General features: G+C 70.2%; 14 protein-coding genes and 2 pseudogenes. 9 read left to right on the top strand and 7 right to left on the bottom strand.

The genetic code is table 11. The features are described 5' to 3' along the window. Window positions 1-72: 72 nt before the first annotated feature. The 3 genes from ACFWJW_RS01470 (at window position 73) to ACFWJW_RS01460 (ending at window position 2,609) form a co-directional block, all read left to right on the top strand. The gene (locus tag ACFWJW_RS01470; protein ID WP_387233192.1) at window positions 73-1,233 is read left to right on the top strand and encodes a hypothetical protein; all 1,161 of its coding nucleotides are present in this window, start codon (window positions 73-75) and stop codon (window positions 1,231-1,233) included. 215 nt (window positions 1,234-1,448) lie between these two features. Then, window positions 1,449-2,126: a peptide-methionine (S)-S-oxide reductase MsrA gene (gene msrA, locus ACFWJW_RS01465; protein ID WP_387233189.1), complete on the top strand. Its 678-nt coding sequence runs from the start codon at window positions 1,449-1,451 to the stop codon at window positions 2,124-2,126. 129 nt (window positions 2,127-2,255) lie between these two features. Beyond that, window positions 2,256-2,609, top strand: a complete 354-nt coding sequence (locus ACFWJW_RS01460; protein ID WP_387233455.1) for a DUF6247 family protein — start codon at window positions 2,256-2,258, stop codon at window positions 2,607-2,609. A 461-nt stretch (window positions 2,610-3,070) separates the two neighbouring features. Here the strand turns inward: ACFWJW_RS01460 and ACFWJW_RS01455 are convergent, their stop codons facing one another. Continuing rightward, window positions 3,071-3,841 carry a hypothetical protein gene (locus ACFWJW_RS01455; protein ID WP_387233187.1) on the bottom strand — a complete coding sequence of 257 codons (771 nt, stop codon included), beginning with the start codon at window positions 3,839-3,841 and terminating at the stop codon, window positions 3,071-3,073. Window positions 3,842-4,090: 249 nt separating this feature from the next. On the opposite strand from ACFWJW_RS01455, the pseudogene ACFWJW_RS01450 reads away from it, so the two are divergent. Further along, window positions 4,091-4,165, top strand: a pseudogene (locus ACFWJW_RS01450) (peptide-methionine (S)-S-oxide reductase); the annotation flags it as partial. Between the two features lie 20 nt (window positions 4,166-4,185). Here ACFWJW_RS01450 and ACFWJW_RS01445 read toward each other — a convergent pair. From ACFWJW_RS01445 to ACFWJW_RS01430, 4 genes and pseudogenes are all read right to left on the bottom strand, one after another. Then, window positions 4,186-4,680: a hypothetical protein gene (locus tag ACFWJW_RS01445; protein WP_387233185.1), complete on the bottom strand. Its 495-nt coding sequence runs from the start codon at window positions 4,678-4,680 to the stop codon at window positions 4,186-4,188. A gap of 295 nt (window positions 4,681-4,975) precedes the next feature. Then, window positions 4,976-5,926: a hypothetical protein gene (locus tag ACFWJW_RS01440; RefSeq protein WP_387233182.1), complete on the bottom strand. Its 951-nt coding sequence runs from the start codon at window positions 5,924-5,926 to the stop codon at window positions 4,976-4,978. Between the two features lie 316 nt (window positions 5,927-6,242). Then, complete coding sequence (locus ACFWJW_RS01435) at window positions 6,243-6,512, bottom strand: SpoIIE family protein phosphatase (protein WP_387233452.1); 270 nt, start codon at window positions 6,510-6,512, stop codon at window positions 6,243-6,245. 49 nt (window positions 6,513-6,561) lie between these two features. Beyond that, a pseudogene (locus ACFWJW_RS01430) lies at window positions 6,562-7,797 on the bottom strand (SpoIIE family protein phosphatase); the annotation flags it as partial. A gap of 667 nt (window positions 7,798-8,464) precedes the next feature. Here ACFWJW_RS01430 and ACFWJW_RS01425 point away from each other — a divergent pair. The 3 genes from ACFWJW_RS01425 (at window position 8,465) to ACFWJW_RS01415 (ending at window position 12,434) form a co-directional block, all read left to right on the top strand. Further along, on the top strand, window positions 8,465-10,432 hold the full coding sequence (locus ACFWJW_RS01425; RefSeq protein WP_387233179.1) for a SpoIIE family protein phosphatase: 1,968 nt from the start codon (window positions 8,465-8,467) through the stop codon (window positions 10,430-10,432). A 118-nt stretch (window positions 10,433-10,550) separates the two neighbouring features. Then, entirely contained in the window at window positions 10,551-11,762 is a 1,212-nt protein-coding gene (gene mgt, locus ACFWJW_RS01420) for a macrolide-inactivating glycosyltransferase (protein ID WP_387233176.1), read from the top strand. Between the two features lie 189 nt (window positions 11,763-11,951). After that, window positions 11,952-12,434, top strand: a complete 483-nt coding sequence (locus ACFWJW_RS01415) for a nucleoside deaminase (protein ID WP_387233449.1) — start codon at window positions 11,952-11,954, stop codon at window positions 12,432-12,434. 92 nt (window positions 12,435-12,526) lie between these two features. Here the strand turns inward: ACFWJW_RS01415 and ACFWJW_RS01410 are convergent, their stop codons facing one another. Then, the gene (locus ACFWJW_RS01410) at window positions 12,527-13,348 is read right to left on the bottom strand and encodes a helix-turn-helix transcriptional regulator (RefSeq protein WP_387233173.1); all 822 of its coding nucleotides are present in this window, start codon (window positions 13,346-13,348) and stop codon (window positions 12,527-12,529) included. A gap of 146 nt (window positions 13,349-13,494) precedes the next feature. On the opposite strand from ACFWJW_RS01410, the gene ACFWJW_RS01405 reads away from it, so the two are divergent. After that, on the top strand, window positions 13,495-14,232 hold the full coding sequence (locus tag ACFWJW_RS01405) for an SDR family oxidoreductase (protein WP_387233171.1): 738 nt from the start codon (window positions 13,495-13,497) through the stop codon (window positions 14,230-14,232). Window positions 14,233-14,410: 178 nt separating this feature from the next. Beyond that, window positions 14,411-15,148, top strand: coding sequence for a TetR/AcrR family transcriptional regulator (locus tag ACFWJW_RS01400; RefSeq protein WP_387233168.1), 738 nt, complete (start codon window positions 14,411-14,413; stop codon window positions 15,146-15,148). A gap of 40 nt (window positions 15,149-15,188) precedes the next feature. Here the strand turns inward: ACFWJW_RS01400 and ACFWJW_RS01395 are convergent, their stop codons facing one another. Next, on the bottom strand, window positions 15,189-17,147 hold the full coding sequence (locus tag ACFWJW_RS01395) for a sulfatase (protein ID WP_387233165.1): 1,959 nt from the start codon (window positions 17,145-17,147) through the stop codon (window positions 15,189-15,191). Window positions 17,148-17,185: the final 38 nt, after the last annotated feature.

The raw sequence follows: 17,185 nt of genomic DNA, 5'->3' as shown, positions 1-17,185 counted from the left end.
GTCGCCCACCTCTCCGCCCCACCGCAGCTCCCAGGCAGCCGTTACAAGAATTTCAGGTACAGGACACCCCACATGGACGCTCTGCTGGTTCTCTTCGCCGCGCTCGCGCTCGGCGGCCTCGTCTTCCTGCCCTGGATGCGACGCCGACGGGCCGTACAGCACACCCGGCAGGGCCTGGTGGTGGCCTCCGACCCGATGGCGGGCTACGGCTTCGTACCGCTGGAGGAGCTCGACGTCCGGCTGCCCGGCCCGGACCAGGAACTGGCCGACGCGCTCGCCGAGATGCGCCGCACGCACGACTGGCGCCCGGCCGCCGAGCTGCTGAAGTCCACCGGCGACGACTGGGAGCGGCGCTGGCAGCGGGTGCAGACGCTGGCCGGTGCCGCGGCCTTCGAGCTGGCCGCGGAGGAGGCGTCGGAGCAGCAGCGGCGCGGTACGGGCCCGGGGTACGGCGACGGCGGGCGGACCGGCGGGATCTGGCTGCGCACCTGGCGCTCGGAGGCCCCCAAGGACCCCGGCGGCGCCCAGACGCACGCCCAGTTCCTCGTCGTCCAGGCGCTGCGCGACCCGGGTTCCCAGGACTTCCGGATGATTCTGGAGGAGGCCCGTACGGTCTGCCGGGAAGCGGCGCTGCTGGCCCCCGGCAGCCCGATCCCGTACATCACCGAGCTGGCGATCGCCCGCGGCCTGCACGACCGCCCCGCCGACTACGAGGAGCTCTGGTCCAAGGTCGCCCAGCGAGCCCCGCAGCACATGGGCGCCCACCTCGCCGCGCTCCCCTACTGGTCACAGAAGTGGCACGGCTCCCGCGAGCAGGCCGAGTCCTTCGCCGAACGCGCCGCGGCCGCCGCCCCCAAGGGGACCCTCCTCCCGGCCCTCCCCCTCTTCGCGGTCTACGAGCACCTCCCCGAGGCCAACATGGTCCGCAGCCTCTACCAGAGCGCGGTCGTCGAGCGCGCCATCGAGGGCGCCCACTTCGCCCTGCGCGAAGCCCCCGCCGACCACCCCATGGCCCCGCACGTCCGCCATCTCCTGGTCTGGTTCCTGGTACGCGCCGAACGCTACGCCGAGGCCATGGAACAGCTCCGCCTCGTCGACGGCCACGTCGGCGCCGTCCCCTGGTCCTACGGCCACAGCCCCGCCGCCGAATACGCCGCCTACCGCGCCCTGGCCATCGCCGGCTGGGAACAGCTCGGCGGCACCTCCGCGGGCTTTCCGCCATCCGGGAGCTGACCCCGCCGGCCGGAATGCCCCCCGCTCCGCGGGTGTTCCCCTGAGTGCGGCCTGACCGCCCGCCGTCACCGCACACCGCACACAACGGACCGCCGACCGCCGACCGCCGACCGCCGACCGCCGACCGCCGACCGCCGACCGCCGACCGCCGACCGCACAGCATCCCCGCCCCAGCCAGGTCGTCCCTCCCCTCCTCCCACAGGAGCCTGATCCCCATGCTGTTCTCCCGCTTCAAGAACCAGCTCCCCACCCCGGAGGAGGCACTCGAAGGCCGCCCCGAGCGGGCCTTCGCCGTCCCCGACCGGCACACCGTCCTCGGCAACCCGCTGCTCGGCCCGTACCCGGACGGCCTGGAGATCGCCGATTTCGGGCTGGGCTGTTTCTGGGGCGCCGAGCGGAAGTTCTGGCAGACCGAGGGCGTCTGGACCACCCTCGTCGGCTACCAGGGCGGCCACACCCCGAACCCCACCTACGAAGAGGTCTGTAGCGGCCACACCGGCCACACCGAGGCCGTCCGCGTCGTCTACGACCCCAAGGTCGTCCCGTACACGACCCTCCTGAAGCTCTTCTGGGAGTCCCACGACCCCACCCAGGGCTTCCGCCAGGGCAACGACGTAGGCACCCAGTACCGCTCCGCCATCTACACCCACTCCCCCACCCAGCAGCAGACCGCCGAGTCCTCCCGCGACGCCTACCGCCCCGTCCTCCACAACGCCGGCCACGGCGACATCACCACCGAAATCCTTCCCGCCACCGGCCGCCCCTTCTATCCGGCGGAGGCGTACCACCAGCAGTACCTGGACAAGAACCCGACGGGTTACTGCGGGATCGGGGGGACGGGCGTGAGCTGCCCGGTGGGCGTGGCTCCGACGCCGGAAGTCACGGAGCAGTAGAACGCTCCCGCCAAGCCGGTCCAAGCGCGGGAGCCACATTGCCTCTCCCTCACTCGTTCGAGCGGAGGGAGAGGACTTGTGCCGGATAGGCTGACGCACGGGATCAGAATCACGCCCATGGGAGTAGCCATGACCGCCTCCGCCGCTGGGCAGCCACTCATTCCCCAGCCCCCTGCCACGGTTGCCGCACTGCGGCAGGCGATCAGTCAGATCGCGCCCGCAGCGCTGCCGGCCTTCACACGGGAGTTGGATCAAGCTGCCGACCAGTCCCGGCAGGGCTCCGACCTGGCACCGCTCCAGCGGTTCATCGCCCAGTGGGCCGCGTATGTCCACATCCAGCGTCAGCCCGATGCGGCAGCGGTCCTCCGCCGGTGGGAGAACACTGCCGGATCGGGCGACGCCGCTCAGGCACGGCGGGCCGCCTCCGAGATCGGCCGGATCCTGGACGAAGCCCACGCCGCCATCGGCCTCCCGGCCCGGTGACCGCTGACTGGCGCTGGGAGTCGGGGGGGCTGCGCCGCATGGACGCCGCCGGCGGCTGGTCCTACTTCCTTGTGGCACGGCGCGCAACGCTCATCATCATCGTCCGCATCATGCCGCCGTTCGACGCTCTGTAAGCGTCGCCACTGAAGCATCTTGCGTGCCTGGGGTCACTTGGCACGCGAGCCCCGTAGGGACGGGGATGAGCTGCCTGGTGGGCGTGGCACCCGCCGACGGATGAGCCTCGGACTCGACCGCGAGCACCTCTCCGCACTGTGGCAGCGGCAGTGGCCCATGGGACCGCCCATCGCCCACGAGCCACGCGCTGCCGCAGGGCCGTCCCTGAAGTAGCGCGCGAGACTCCGGCGGGGACGGCAAGCATCGTCCCCGCTCGTCACAGTGCGGCGGAACAGCACCACTCCGTTCCAGGGCGAAATCCGTGGCCGGAGCGGTCCTCGCCGTCGTCACGCACCGCCTTCTCCCGGTAGGGCGAGATCCCGGGCAGTCTCGATACGAGTGCGTTCATATTCCGCAGGGTCGAGAATCTCCCATGCCGCCTGGCCGATAGCCAGAACCCCGCGGGCCGGCAGGGGCACGTCACCGATGCGCGGGTTCTCCCTCAGCTGGACTGGGCGCCCGATGTCGACGCCGTCGAATAGGGCATGCGAGTCGTCGACGAAATACATCCGCTGTGGCATGAGCGTTCCGGTGTGACCGCTCGGCATCATGCCGGACAGCTGGAGGTCCCCCATTCCCCATGCACGGGCCAGGCGCTCGCGAGCCCGCACCAGGAGTCGAGGGCGCCAGGTGGCGAGCGGCAGCGCCCCACTGATGCCGTTGAGGAAACTGAGGAGTCGTGTCGCAGAGGCGGTGAGGGTCCAGTCCAGGGAGGGAGAATCCATCGTCACCCGCAAAGTGGCAGGGCCCGTCCACGTGAGCCCGATCCGGCCATATCCGGTGTGGTCGCAGGCCGCGCCGTAGTACCTGGGGCATGCGGTGTGCAGTCGTGGCCCGTCGACGTAAATCGACCAGCTGCCGTTCGGGTCGCGATGCCACAACGTGCGGTAGGGGCCGAAGGAGTTCTCCGGGAAGACGCGCAGGGCGAGGACATGACCGGAGTCAAAAGGCAGCCCGAAGACACCCCAGCCCTTGACGTATTCGTGCCGAGGCCATGGTGCCTGGCCCCGTACAGGCGGGATATCGGACAGCGCGGAGGAAAGGTCGAGCATCTCCATCACCCCGGCGAGTTCGGCCTGTGCCCCAGCTCAAGGATAAATGGGCCACGACCGGATCCGCTCGGGTTGCCACCGCCGCGCCGATGTCATCGCAAGGTCCGCGTGCGCAGGGTCCTGCCGGTCATCACCCGCCACGGCCCCCATGGCAGCGCCTACGGCTCCGCCTAACGGCTGGTCGTCGGCGCACCGCCGCGCAATTGGGACGTGTCGGCCAGCCTGCAGAATTGCAACTATCACGGCAACCACCGCCACCAGCAGCACCTTTCAACCAGCAAAAACCCGAACGGGTACTGCGGGATCGGGGGGACGGGTGTGAGCTGCCCGCCCTGCCACCGGACAGCCGCTCATGCCTCCGATCCTTTCGTATCGAACACGTATACCCGGACGGGATCGAGGTGGAGCTCGTACGGGCCCATGCAGTCAGCGGCGAGGGTGGCGACGAGGGCTCCGCACCCACAGGCCATGTTGCGGCCCCCGGTGCCGAGCGGACCGCAACAGCCCTGGTGCCGGCCACTCTGCTCCAGCCGTCGCAGAGCCGGCACGTCGTCGGGATGCACGACGACCGTGTTCCTCGTGCCGGCCGACGTCCAGTCGGTCAGCTCGGGCGGCATGAGCAGTTGGCGCGGATTGTGCGGCCGAGGCTCGCCTGCCGGCGGGACGAAGGGTGCGCCCCACGGCTCGGGATCCATCGCATAGTGCCCTCGTGGCACAGCGGAGGGTGCGAGACGTGTCGCCTTGTCCCGATCGACGTCACGACCCGAGACCTCCGGCACGAAGGGCAGCTTCACCAAGTCCGAAGTGAGTTCGGCTCCGCACCTCGCGCAGAAGAAGACCGTCATACAAGCCGTTGTAGCGGACACGCGCCGGCCGGCGCATCCTCGATCCCGACGAGACAGCGGCACCGAAGCGGGCAGTCCCTCGCAGGGACGGAGAGCACCAGCAGTACCTTTCGGACGCCAAAACCCGGGCGGGTCCTGCGGGTACCGCGGGACCCGGGGGAGGGCTGTCCTGTCCCGTCGGCGTGGCCAAGGCCGACGGCTGACGTCGCCGTGTGGGCTTTGGAAGAGCGCCGGCGGGTCCGGCTCGGCGAAATCGGTAGCCAGCAGCGGCCTGGAGTCGCGGAAGCCGCGGGTGCTACGGAATGAACAAATCGGCCAGATAGGTCGGCTTGGCCTCTATCTCCGCATAGCGGCCGGTCTCCTTCGACCAGGCGACGTTCCCGGCGGTGAGTGCATGGAAGTCCCTGACGCAGCGGAGCGCGTCGGCGATGACGTCGTCGGCGAGGCCGGAACGCGCCAGTCGCTCGGGCAGGACCTGTTCGAGATCGAGGATGCGCTGGACGTATCCGGCCTGCATCACGGCCACTCGCTCCACCGCCTCCTGGAGGCTGCACCGGTGGTGGTGGCAGATCACCGTGACGGCGTTGAACGCGTAGTCGTGGGCGCGTTCTTTGGGCAGCGAGTAGAGATCGTTAATGCAGGCGTTCGCGTAGATCACTGCCTCTCGCATGTCCGCGAAGGCTGGATTCGCATGCAGTTGGTCGGGCAGGTCCACACCGATACCGATTTCCACCAGGTCCAGGACCGCATCGAATGCGAATGAGGCACGACGGTGGGCGAGATATTGCTGCAGGCCGGGTACACGCCCTTCCTCCCGGTGAATCATATCGGCTCGGTAACTGTCGAAATACCACAACAGGTGCGGGACAAATCTTCGTTGCCATGCGGAGGAACGGACGGCCACGGTACGGCGCCACAGATCGGCCAGGGAACGCGCCAGTCGCCCACTCGCGACGTTTCCGTCGAATACGGCGAACAACGGACCGAACGCGTCCCGCCACCGCTCGGGTTGGTAACCGCGCACCGGGTCGTCGTCGAACTGGTCGTCCAACTGGAACAGCCACGCGTTCCACTGGGTGATCAGTGTCAGCGCCGCCTGTGAGGCGTTGGGGCACAGCCACGCGGTGAGCCGGTCCACACGAGTGCGCTGCACATGCCGGCGCGCCTCTTCGGTGGGCACCAGACCGAACTCGTCCAGCCACGCGTCAGCGGCCGCGGTGGCCTCCTGGAGTTCCGGATTGAGCACTGCCCGTACGGGTATGTAAAGGTCCGGTATTCGGAAATTTTCCATACGTCAGCTCGCTCTCGGTAATTCTCTGCCATTCGCGGCATCCAGCGACATTGCCGATGCGGCATGCCAAGGCCCGCATGGAGCATGACCAGGCAGTCCCAACCACCGATGTAAATTACCCTGCCGGTCGATGACGTTCGACAGAGGTCTCGTTTCTTTGGCCTCGTCGTCTTGCGCGGGCAGTACCGCGGACGGGAAATTCGATGGGTCGTCGTGGAGGCAAGTGGCGTGCGATCCCGGACAGTTGAGGATATTTCCGGTCGGGCCTGGGTCAGCTGCGGCGGTCGGGCTTGTCCAGCCGGGCCAGGAGCAGCGCGACGTCGTCACCCAGGCCGTGCGCCTCCTGCGTACCGGCGAGGAGGGCATCGACAACGGTCTCCAGGTCCGCTGTGGGAGCCCCTCGCAGACCTTTGAGAAACCTCTCGTAGCCCTGGTCGATGTCCTTGTTCACGGCCTCGAGGAGGCCGTCGGTGGTCAGCGCGAGCACGCTGCCCGGAGCGATGCGCAGGCGGGTGGTCGGGTACCGCTGCTCCCGGTCGATCCCCAGAGGGAGGCCGCCGGGGACCTCCAGGAGGCGCGGCGGCTTGCGGGGGGGTGATCAGCGCTGGGGCCGGATGGCCCGCCCGGCACACCTGGAGCCTCCCGTCGGAGGGGGTGAGCGCGATGTAGCAGCACGTGGCGAACAGGGCCCTGTCCGGGTCGGTGTTCAGCTCGGCCAGCAGGCGGTTGGTGCGTTCCAGGACGGCCGCAGGCGGGTGCCCTTCGTTCGCGTAGGCGTGCACGGCGGTGCGCAGCCGCCCCATGAGAGACGCGGCGTGAACGCTGTGTCCCTGCACATCTCCGATGACCAGAGCCACGCCGCCGTCGGGCAGGCTGATGGCGTCGTACCAGTCCCCGCCGATCCACATGCCGGAGGTGGCGGCCTGGTAGCGGGCGGCGATGGTCACACCCGGCACCGTGAGCGGCCCGCGCGGCAGCATGCCGCGCTGGAGCTCGGTCGCGAGCGCGTGTTCCGACTCGTACATGCCGGCTCGCTCCAGTGACTGGGCGAGCAGTCCCATGGCGGCGACCAGGAGGGCCCGCTCCTCGGGCAGAAATTCCTGCGGCTCGGGGAAGCTGACGAGGCAGGAACTGACGCGACCGCGCGAGTCCGTGAGCGGCAGTGCCGCCCACGCCCGGCGGGCCGACTGCTTGAGGGGCGCCAGGTGCGGATGGCCGGTGATCAGCGCGTCCGCGGAGCCGATGAGGACGGGTACCCTGCGGTCGAGCGACTCCTCGACGAGTGAACGGACCGTGGCGTCGAGGACTCGTATGGAGTCCTCCCCCTGCTCGTCGTCGGCGCACGAGGCGACGACGGACAACCCGTCCCTCTCCGGGGCGATCACTGCCAGGGCGCCCGCTCCGAAGGTACGCAGTCCGGCCTGCGCGGCGGCCATGATGTCCTTGACCGTCACCGCGGCGGCCAGAGCCGCGGTCAGCTCCTGCATCCAGCGGTCACGGGTGGCGCGCTCGTACAGCCGCAACCTCTCCGCTTCGTGGCGCTCACGGACGGCCGTGGTGTCCATGACCACGCCGACCATGCGGGCCGGCAGCCCGTCGGCGTCGGGCAGGACGCGGCCCCGGGCTTCCAGGGACCGGTACCGACCGTCACCGGAAGATACGCGGTACTCGATCTGGTAGTTACCGCAGGATTCCGCTATCAACCCCAGCGCATCGCGCACATCGGCCAGATCGGACTCGTGCACTGCGGCCAGGAAGCTCGAGATGTCCGATGGGCCGTTCTCGGGCATGCCGTGCAGTGCGAGGGTGACCGGATCGCAGCTCACCTCGCCGGTGGAGATCTCCCAGCAGAAGAAACCCGCCTGCACGATGCTCGCGTTGGCCTGGAAGGCGCCGGGATCGCCCTCGTCCTCCCGGAAAACAGCAGTACGCACCGACCCGACGTCTTTCACGGCATCTCCCTGCGGCGGCGTGCTCTACCTCGCTCCGAGGAGCCGACCGGGCTCGAGCGTATGGGCCACGCAGTGTAACGGGTGACCGATGGAAACCAGCCAGCTAGACGACTCGCGAGCCTGCGGTACTGCGACACCATTCCCTCCTAGATGCGAACGGGCTCTTGCAGCAGAGAGTGCTCCCGCCCTTCCAGGGAAGATCGCCGGACCGACCCGGCTGTGGCCGGATCGTGCGCATGGTATTGACTTCCTGGATCTTGCGCTAGACGTCCCACCCGGCAGACCGCGTCGGCCGGGCCAGGCGAAGCCGGTAGAGAAGCGGCAGCCGCGTTGCCGGTCCGCCGTGCCGTGGAGCAACCGCCGTTCACCAGGAAAACCACCTCACCAGCTCTTATCTTGGTGAAGACGGCAAGAACGTGAGTGATGGCGCGTGCCATCCCGTGCGCACGTGCCCATCCACGCTGTGGGGACGGTGTGCGAGGTGGATTCTGCGCAGGCGGGAGGCCGGCCTGGTAGGCGGTCTACGTCGCCACCGTTCGTAGTGGCCGAGCCGCCCTCCGGGCCCCCGCTCGCCACCGTGCTCATCGATCCCGACGGGCGGGTCCAGCGCTGGAGCGACGGCGCACGGGCACTGACCGGCTATCCGGATCAGGAGGTCATCGGCCGGGACGCGGCGCTGCTCGCCGACCGGACGAGGCTACGGGGAGGTGCACTCGTCCAGGCACTGCTGCGTACCGCCGGCGGCGAGCACACCGACTGGCTCCGCTGCCGCGACGGCACCTGCCGCAGCGTCACCTGGCACCCCGTGCCGGTTCCGCTGGCGACCGGTACGGGCCTACTCGCCGTGGCGGTGCCCCAGGCGCAGGTGACCAGCCAGGGCCATGCGGTCACGCTCGACCGTCTTCTGCATTCCTCACCCGTCGGCCTGGCGGTAATCGACACGGAACTGCGCTTCCTGTACGTCAACGAGGCGTACGCCCGCGTGCATCGCACCCCCGTCGAACAGCATCTGGGCCGCTCCGCCCTCGAAGTTCTGAACCTGCCCGATCCGGAAGCGATGGAAAAGTTGCTGCGCCGCGTGGTGGACAGGGGAGAGACCATCGAGAACCTCCGGGTGGCGGCCAACAGGCCGGACGGCGATCCGTACGAGGTCGTCGCAAACCTGTTCCCGCTTCAACGGTCCGACGGCACAGTCATGGGCGTAGGAGGCATCGTCTACGAGTTGACGGACGGCGGAGGGGAACTCCTGGACACGGCCCACGGGCGGCGCAGGCTGGAACTGCTGGGCCGGGTCAGTGCCCGGCTCGGCCAGGGGCTGGACCCGCGAACCGTCGCGACCGAGCTGGTAGCGGCCTGCGTTCCGGCATTCGCCGAAGCTGTCGAGGTCGATCTGCTGGAGAGCGCGGCGCAGCCGACCGCCGATTCCTTCGATACCCGTGCGGCGGAGTCCGGCGAGCAGCCCGCTGACCCACCGGGGCCTCTCTTCCACCCCCTGAATCTCACGTCAGGCGCCAGCAGGCCACGTCCCGAGGACGAGCTGCCGCAGCCACGTCCGACGCTCCGGGCCGCCGCCCAGTGCGTCAACTCGGCGCAGCCGGTGGCATTCGAGACCGCGGAGAAGAACGGGGCCGCACTGCACGGCATGGCAGTGCCACTGATCGCGGTCGGCAGGATGATCGGAGCTGTGACCTTCCTGCGGCAGGTGGATGCCTTCAGTTCCGAGGACACGCTCCTGGCGCGCGAGATCGCGGCCCGTACCGCCACCGCGATCGACAACGCGCTGCTCTACCGACGCGAACGGCTGGCCGCTCTCGCGCTCCAGCGCCACCTGCTCCCCACTCAGCTGCCATCGGCGAAATGGTTCCAACTGGCGTACCGCTACCGCCCGGCCGAAGACGACACCTTGGCCGGGGGCGACTGGTACGACGCGGTGGCGCTCCCCGGCGGCAGGATCGGGTTGGGGATCGGTGACGTGATCGGCCACGGCGTGGGCGCCGCCGCCGCGATGGGCTGCTACCGCTCCTCGGTGCACGCGCTACTGGCCGTGGGGCTGCCGCCAGGCCAACTGCTCACCCGCTTGGACGGGTTGTTCACCGGCAGCGACGGCGAACTCGCCGCGACGTGTACCTGCGTCGTGTACGACGGGGGTGTGGGACGCTGCCGCATCGCACTCGCCGGACACCCGCCCCCTCTGTTGGTCATGCCGGACGGATCGGTAGCAGTGCTGGAGTGCGAGCCAGGGCCGCCCGTGGGGATGGGCCTGCACGACGTGTACGCCGACCAGGAATACGCCGTCCCGCCAGGGAGCCTGATGGTCCTCTACACGGACGGGATGATCGAAGACCGCAAAGCGGTTCTCGACCTCGACCAGGGAATCGCGCTCCTGAGCCGAGCCGTCCGCGACCCGAAGGCCCCCCTGGACGAGATCTGTGACGCGATGACGGCCGTACGTCCGGCCAGCTCCACGGACGACGCCGCGCTCCTCGTCGCACGGCTGGGCCGGCTCTGAACCCGGTCGCCGTCGGGCGCCACCGCATTCCCGCCCTCACCTGCGCAGGCCGGCCCGCAAGGTGGATTAAATCGGAAATGGATTGCACGAGACGTATCGTCTCGCCTAGCGTGAAGACATGACGACGCCTCAACACCCCAAGCGTGCCCATATCGCCATGTTCTCCATCGCCGCCCACGGGCACGTGAACCCGAGTCTCGAAGTGATCCGCGAGCTCGTCGCCCGGGGGCACCGTGTCACGTACGCGATCCCGCATCTTTTTGCGGAGAAGGTTGCCGAGACGGGGGCGGAGCCCGTGCCGTATCGCACGACGCTGCCGTCGCCGGATGATGATCCGTCGGCGTGGGGGACCACGCTTCTCGATAACGTCGAGCCGTTTCTCCATGACGCGATTCAGGTGCTGCCGCAGCTCATTGAGTCCTATCGCGGGGATGAGCCGGATCTCGTGCTGCATGACATCACCTCCTACCCGGCACGCGTTCTGGCCCACCGCTGGGGAGTGCCGGCGGTGTCGCTCTCGCCGAACCTCGTGGCGTGGGAGGGGTATGAGGAGGAGGTCGCCGAGCCGATGTGGGCGGAGCCCAAGGCGACCGAGCGCGGGCGGGCGTACTACGAGAAGTTCGGCAACTGGCTGACGGAGAACGGGATCACGCAGCATCCCGACCCGTTCGTCGGCCGTCCCGGTCGTTCGATCGTGCTCATCCCGAAGGCGCTACAGCCGAACGCCGACCGGGTCGATGAGCAGGTCCACTCGTTCGTCGGCGCCTGCCAGGGGGAGCGTGCGGCGCAGGGGGACTGGGAGCGGCCCGTGGGCGCCGAGCGCGTGGTGCTGGTCTCGCTCGGCTCGGCCTTCACCAAGCAGCCCGCTTTCTACCGCGAGTGCGTCAAGGCGTTCGGCGATCTGCCGGGCTGGCATCTCGTGCTCCAGGTGGGCAAGCATGTCACCGCCGAGGAGCTCGGGGAGGTTCCCGGGAACGTCGAAGTGCGGCAGTGGGTACCGCAGTTGGCGATCCTGAGGAAGGCCGATGCGTTCATCACGCACGCCGGGGCGGGGGGCAGCCAGGAGGGGCTGGCCACTGCCACGCCCATGGTGGCCGTACCGCAGGCCGTTGACCAGTTCGGCAACGCGGACATGCTCCAGGGGCTCGGCGTGGCCCGTCATGTGCCGATGGACCAGGCGGACGCCGCCACCCTCCGCTCGGCGGTGCTGGCGCTCGTCGACGACCCGGACGTGGCGCGGCGCCTCGCGGCCATTCAGCGGGAGATGGCCGGCGAGGGCGGCACCCGGCGGGCGGCCGACCTCATCGAGGCCGAGCTGCCCGTGGAGTGAGGCAACGGCCCGTGGAGTGAGGCAACGGCCGGCGGAGCAGGACGAACGGTCGGCGGAGCGGGACGAACGGCCTGCGGCGGAGCGGCGTCGGCGTGGGGCCCGCGCGGTGTCCGTTCCGGGCGTGTTGCCGCGCCGCTGACCTCGAAGGGGGCAAGGGCTTAGCATCCCTGGAGACCGCGTGCTGGGAGCATCGTCGTGAACGAGACTGAACTGCGGCACCTGCGCCGCTGCGTGGAGCTGGCAACCGAGGCGCTGGAGGCGGGCGACGAACCGTTCGGCTCGGTGCTCGTCGGCGGGGACGGGAGCGTCCTCGCCGAGGACCGCAACCGGGTGGGCTCGGGCGATCAGACCCGTCACCCGGAAATTGAGCTGGCGCGCTGGGCCTCGGCGCACCTGTCCCCCGAGGAACGAGCGGCGGCGACCGTCTACACCTCCGGTGAGCACTGCCCGATGTGTGCCGCCGCGCACGGCTGGGCCGGGCTGGGGCGCATCGTGTACGTGAGCTCCTCCGAGCAACTGACGGCCTGGCGCGGCGAGTTGGGGATTCCCGGCCCTCCCGTACGCGCCCTCCCGATCCGGGACGTCGTGCCCGGCCTCGTGGTGGAGGGCCCGGTTCCCGGCCTGGCGGAGCAGGTGCGTGCACTGCACCGCCGCCTTCACCGCGCGCGCTGACGTGCCCTCATTCGTTCTGACGTCCCCTGCCCCGTCCTGACGCGCCCTCCCTCGTTCTGACGCGTCCTGATGCGCCCTGACGCGTCACGGTCTCACTGCTCGGGCAGCGGCTGCCCGGGTGCCGTCGCCGCATCGACGTACACCACCAGTGTCTGGTCCGGCTGTTCGGCCAGGTGGAAGGCGGTGTAGGTGTAGGCGACCGGGCCGCGTCGGGGGTGGTTCAGGCGCTTGTGGCCGCTGTGCCGGGGCTGGACCTCGTACTGGCGCCACCAGGAGCGCGCTTCCGGGCTGTGGTCGGTCAGCTCGTCGATCAGGCGGGTGTAGCGCGGGTCGGTGGGGTGGCGGCCGGCCTGGGTGCGGAGGCGGGCGAGGAGGGCGCGGGCCTCGGCTTCCCAGTCGATCACGATGTCCCGGGCCAGCGGTTCGAGGAAGACCCAGCGGACGAAGTTGGGCGGCCGCTGCGCCTGGTGGTCGATGAGCCGCGGGAAGAGTGCGGCGGCCGCCCGGTTGTGGCTGAGCACGTCGTAGGTGCCGCCGATGATGTACGCCGGGTTCGGCTGGAGCAGCGCGGGCACGGCTGCCGCGTCGGGCGGGAGCGGTTCGCGTTCCGCTGGGGCGTCGGCGGCCGTGTGTCCGGCGAGTCGGAGGAGGTGGGCGCGCTCGTGGCGGTCGAGCCGCAGGGCCGTGGCCAGGGCGGTCAGTACCTGTTCGGAGGCGCGGATCTTCCGTCCCTGCTCCAGGTACGTGTACCAGGTGGCGCTGATCCCGGCGAGTAGTGCCAGCTCCTCCCGGCGCAGTCCTGGCGTGCGACGGCGCGCGGTTTGCGGGAGGCCGACCTCGTCGGGGGTGAGGCGTTCCCGCCGGCTGCGCAGGAACGCGGCCAACTGACGGCGTTGGTCCGGCTGTAGTGGCATGGCACCTTCAGTTCCAGAATAAGTACGTTCTGGATACCAGGCTAAGAGTTCCCGAGACTCGTGGGTGAGGGCAGGGCGCGGGGCAGGCCGGGCCCACGGGCAGGCCGGGCCGCAGACCCCATGCCGCGAGACGAAGGGAAGAGCTCATGTCTGGAATTGCAGGAAAAGTGGTGGCTATTACGGGAGCCGGCAGCGGTATCGGTGCGGCGACCGCGTCGTTGCTCGCCGAGCGGGGGGCGCGGCTCGTGCTCGGCGGGCGTCGGTCCGAGCGGCTGGCGGAGGTGGCGGCCCGGATCGAGCAGGCGGGTGGCACGGCCGTGCACCTCCGCACCGATGTGACCCGGCGGGACGATCTGCACGCCCTGGTCGCGCTGGCCGGTGAGCGCTTCGGGCGGCTCGATGTGCTGGTCGGCAACGCCGGGGTGGGCACGATCTCGCCGCTCGATGATCTGCGGGTCGAGGAGTGGGACCACATGGTCGACGTCAATGTGAAGGGGGTCCTGCACGGCATCGCCGCCGCGCTGCCGGTCTTCCGCGCGCAGGGCAGCGGCCACTTCATCACCACCGCGTCCACGGCGGCCTTTCGTGTCGTCCCCGCCATGGCGGTCTACGCCGGTACCAAGTACGCGGTCCGGGCGATCTGCGAAGGGCTGCGCCAGGAGGCCGGCGACGCGCTGCGGGTGACCACCGTCTCGCCCGGGGTGACCGCCACCGACTTCGCCGAGGCGTCCACCAACAGCCGGGTCAGGGCGGAGATCACGAAGATGCGGGACGAGCTCGCCATGCCGCCCGCGGCGATCGCCCGCGCCATCGCGTTCGCCATCGAGCAGCCCGCCGGGGTCGATGTGAACGAGATCGTCGTCCGGCCCACCGCCCAGGGCTGAGCCGGGGACCACACCGGGCCCGGGGCGCGAAGCCAGGAGTCGGCGGGTGCCCAGGGGCGTTCCGGGGCGGGGTGCGCGGCCGGGTCATCTCCGCTCCGTACAGCGGGGATTCGGTTCCCGTACGGCGTGCGGGATGCGGGGGTGATTGGATGGCCGGCAGGAGTGAGGAGAGGTTGCCGTGCCCCGTACAGGCTCAGCCGGCCGTAGTGCCGGTGTGGATCCCGAGCAGCTCTGGTCGCAGGCCGAACGCCCGCGACGGGGGCGGCCGCCGGCCCACAGCCGCGCCGCGATCACCACCGCGGCCATCGCCCTCGCCGATGCCGAAGGGCTCGCCGCGGTCACCATGCGCGCGGTCGCGGCCCGGATCGGGGCCGGCACGATGTCGCTCTACAGCTACGTCCCCAACAAGGAGACGCTGCTGGAGCTCATGATCGACCAGGTGAGCGGCGACCACCGGCTGCCGGCCGCGCCGTCCGGCGACTGGCGGGCCGATCTCCGGCAGTTCGCCCGCGAGCAGCGCACGATCATGCGGCGCCACCCGTGGCTGCCCGCGGCCCTGTCCGCACGGCAGACGCTCGGCCCGAACGCGCTCGCCGCCCTGGAGTACGCCCTCGCCGTGCTCGCCCCCGTGGGGCTGGAGGCGCCGGCCCGGCTGGAGACCTTCAGTCTGCTCACCGGTTTCGTGGCCAGCCATGTGTCCTACGAACTGGCCCAGGAACGGGCGGTCGAAGCCGGCGGCCGCCCGTCCGGTGAACTCCTCGACGCCCAGGACCGCTACCTCCGGTCCGTCGCCGTGGACGGCCGGTATCCCCGACTCGCGGAGGCCCTGGCGGTGCCGAGCCATGACTCGGCACCGCAGGCCGTCTTCGACCGCCTTCTCGACCGGATGATCAAGGGGCTGACGGCGGGGGTGTGACGGCGGGCGTGTGACGGCAGGGTGTGCGGCAGCCCGGCGGTCAGTGGCCGGCCCGGGGTGACGCCGCCCCGCCCCAGGGACCGAAGGCGGTCAGGAAGCGGTCGCGGAAGGTGTCCATCCGCCAGACCGGGGTCTTCGGGCCGGGCTTCAGGCCGTCCTGCCAGTTCCAGCCGGAGATCCGGTCCAGCACGGCGGGGTCGTGTGCGACCAGCGCGACCGGCACGTCCCGGCTGGCGTTCTCGCCGGTCACCGTCGGGACGGGCTGATGGTCGCCGAGGAAGACGAGCACGGTGTTCTTGTTGCCGTACTTCTCCATGTACGAGATGAGGCTGTGCAGCGAGTACTGGATGGCGCGGCGGTACTCGTTCCGTACCTGTGCGGGGTCCTTCCACACCTCCTTGGGGTCCTTGCCCGCCTTCTTGATGCCGTTGTAGACGGAGCCGTCGCCGAGTTCGTCCCAGCCGATCATCTTGGGGATGGGTGCCCAGGGGTTGTGGCTGGAGACGAGGATGATCTCCGACATCAGCGGCTTGTGATGGCGCTTGCCGTGCTCCAGGCGTTCAAAGGCCGACAGGCTGTATTGGTCGGGCACCCGCGACCAGCTGAACTGGGGGCCCCGGTAGCCGAGATGGTGGGTGTCGTAGACGTGGTCGAGGCCGTAGAACTTGCCCTCCGGCCAGGAGCGGGTGACGCCCGGCATGATGCCGGCCGTGCGCCAGGCGCCGGAGCGCTTGAAGGCGTCGGTGAGGGGCATCCGGTCGCTGGAGGTGACGGTGCGGTAGCGCTGCTGGTTCTTGATCCACAGGCCGGACATGAAGGTGGAGTGGGCCAGCCAGCTGCCGCCGCCCGCTGTGGGTGAGGTGAGCCAGGCACTCCGGGAGGCGAACCCGGCCTTGCGCAGCCGCTTGGTCCCGTCCTTGAGCACCGCGTCGACCTGCGACGCCATCGCCGGGTCCGCGATCGCGCTGCGGCCGTAGCTCTCGATGAAGGTGAAGATGACGTCCTTGCCGCGCAGTCCGGTCAGCAGCTGGTCCGGCGGGGTGTCGCGGAAGGCGTCGGCGCGCGCTTCCTTGGCGAACACCTGCTGGTCGGCCAGGCTCGCGCGCAGCCGCTGCGCACTGTCCCGGACGAGGTCGGCGGTGTTGGTGGCGGCGACCGGGACCCCGGCGAGCTGGACGCCGAGCGCCGCGCAGGTGATCCAGACGGTGCCGAGCACGAGGGTGGTACGGGTCGCCACGGCGCTGTGCCGTACCAGGAGGCGGCTGAGCCGGACGACCGCCAGCGTCATGAGGACGAGCAGGGCGAGCACGAGGAGCACGACGCCGGCCACGGCTCCGATCGCGCCCGCCTGCCCTATCGAGTCCTTGAGGAACGACTCGGCGTCGTCGAACAGGATCCAGTCGAGCACCGGGTCGAAGGGCCGCGCGAGCACCGAGTAGAAGCCCATGTCGAGGCAGTTCAAGAGGGTCCGCAGGCCGAGGCCGACCCCGGCGATCACCGCCGCCACCCGCCGCGCCCTCGGCGGCAGGAGCAGCAGCAGGGCCGCGCCGAAGATGCCCTCCACCGGGATCCGCAGGAACTCGCCGGGCGTGAGGCGGGTGAGCTGGTTCGGCAGGAGCAGCGCACCGAGCACCAGCACGGCGGCCAGCGCGGTGACCGTCCACCGCACGGCCCGCGCGACGGCCGGATACCGGTCCCGCCGGCCGCGGCGGGCGACGGCCTCGACGTCGGCGGGGGTCTCGACTTCCGCGGCGGTCTCGACGTCCGGCGTGTGATCCCGAGGAGCGTCCGGCGTCTCCTCCAGAGAACCGTCCGGCGTCTGCTCCAGAGGACCGTCCGGCGTCCGCTCCGGAGGACCGTCCGGCGTCTCCTCCAGAGGACCGTCCGGCGTCTCCGGAGGACCGTCCGGCGTCTCCGGAGGGCCGTCCGGCGGCGGGGCCTCCGTCGTGGTTGCCTTCGTCGAGTTCGGCGGCTGGCTGAGGCGCGTGGAGTGCGGCAACCCGAAGGTCCTTCCGTGCGAGGCCGGTGGTGGCACGG

The organism is Streptomyces sp. NPDC127097, assembly GCF_042724075.1.
Lineage (GTDB): Bacteria > Actinomycetota > Actinomycetes > Streptomycetales > Streptomycetaceae > Streptomyces.
Note: the sequence above shows the minus strand (reverse complement) of the source record. Positions and strands in the feature narration are given on the sequence as shown.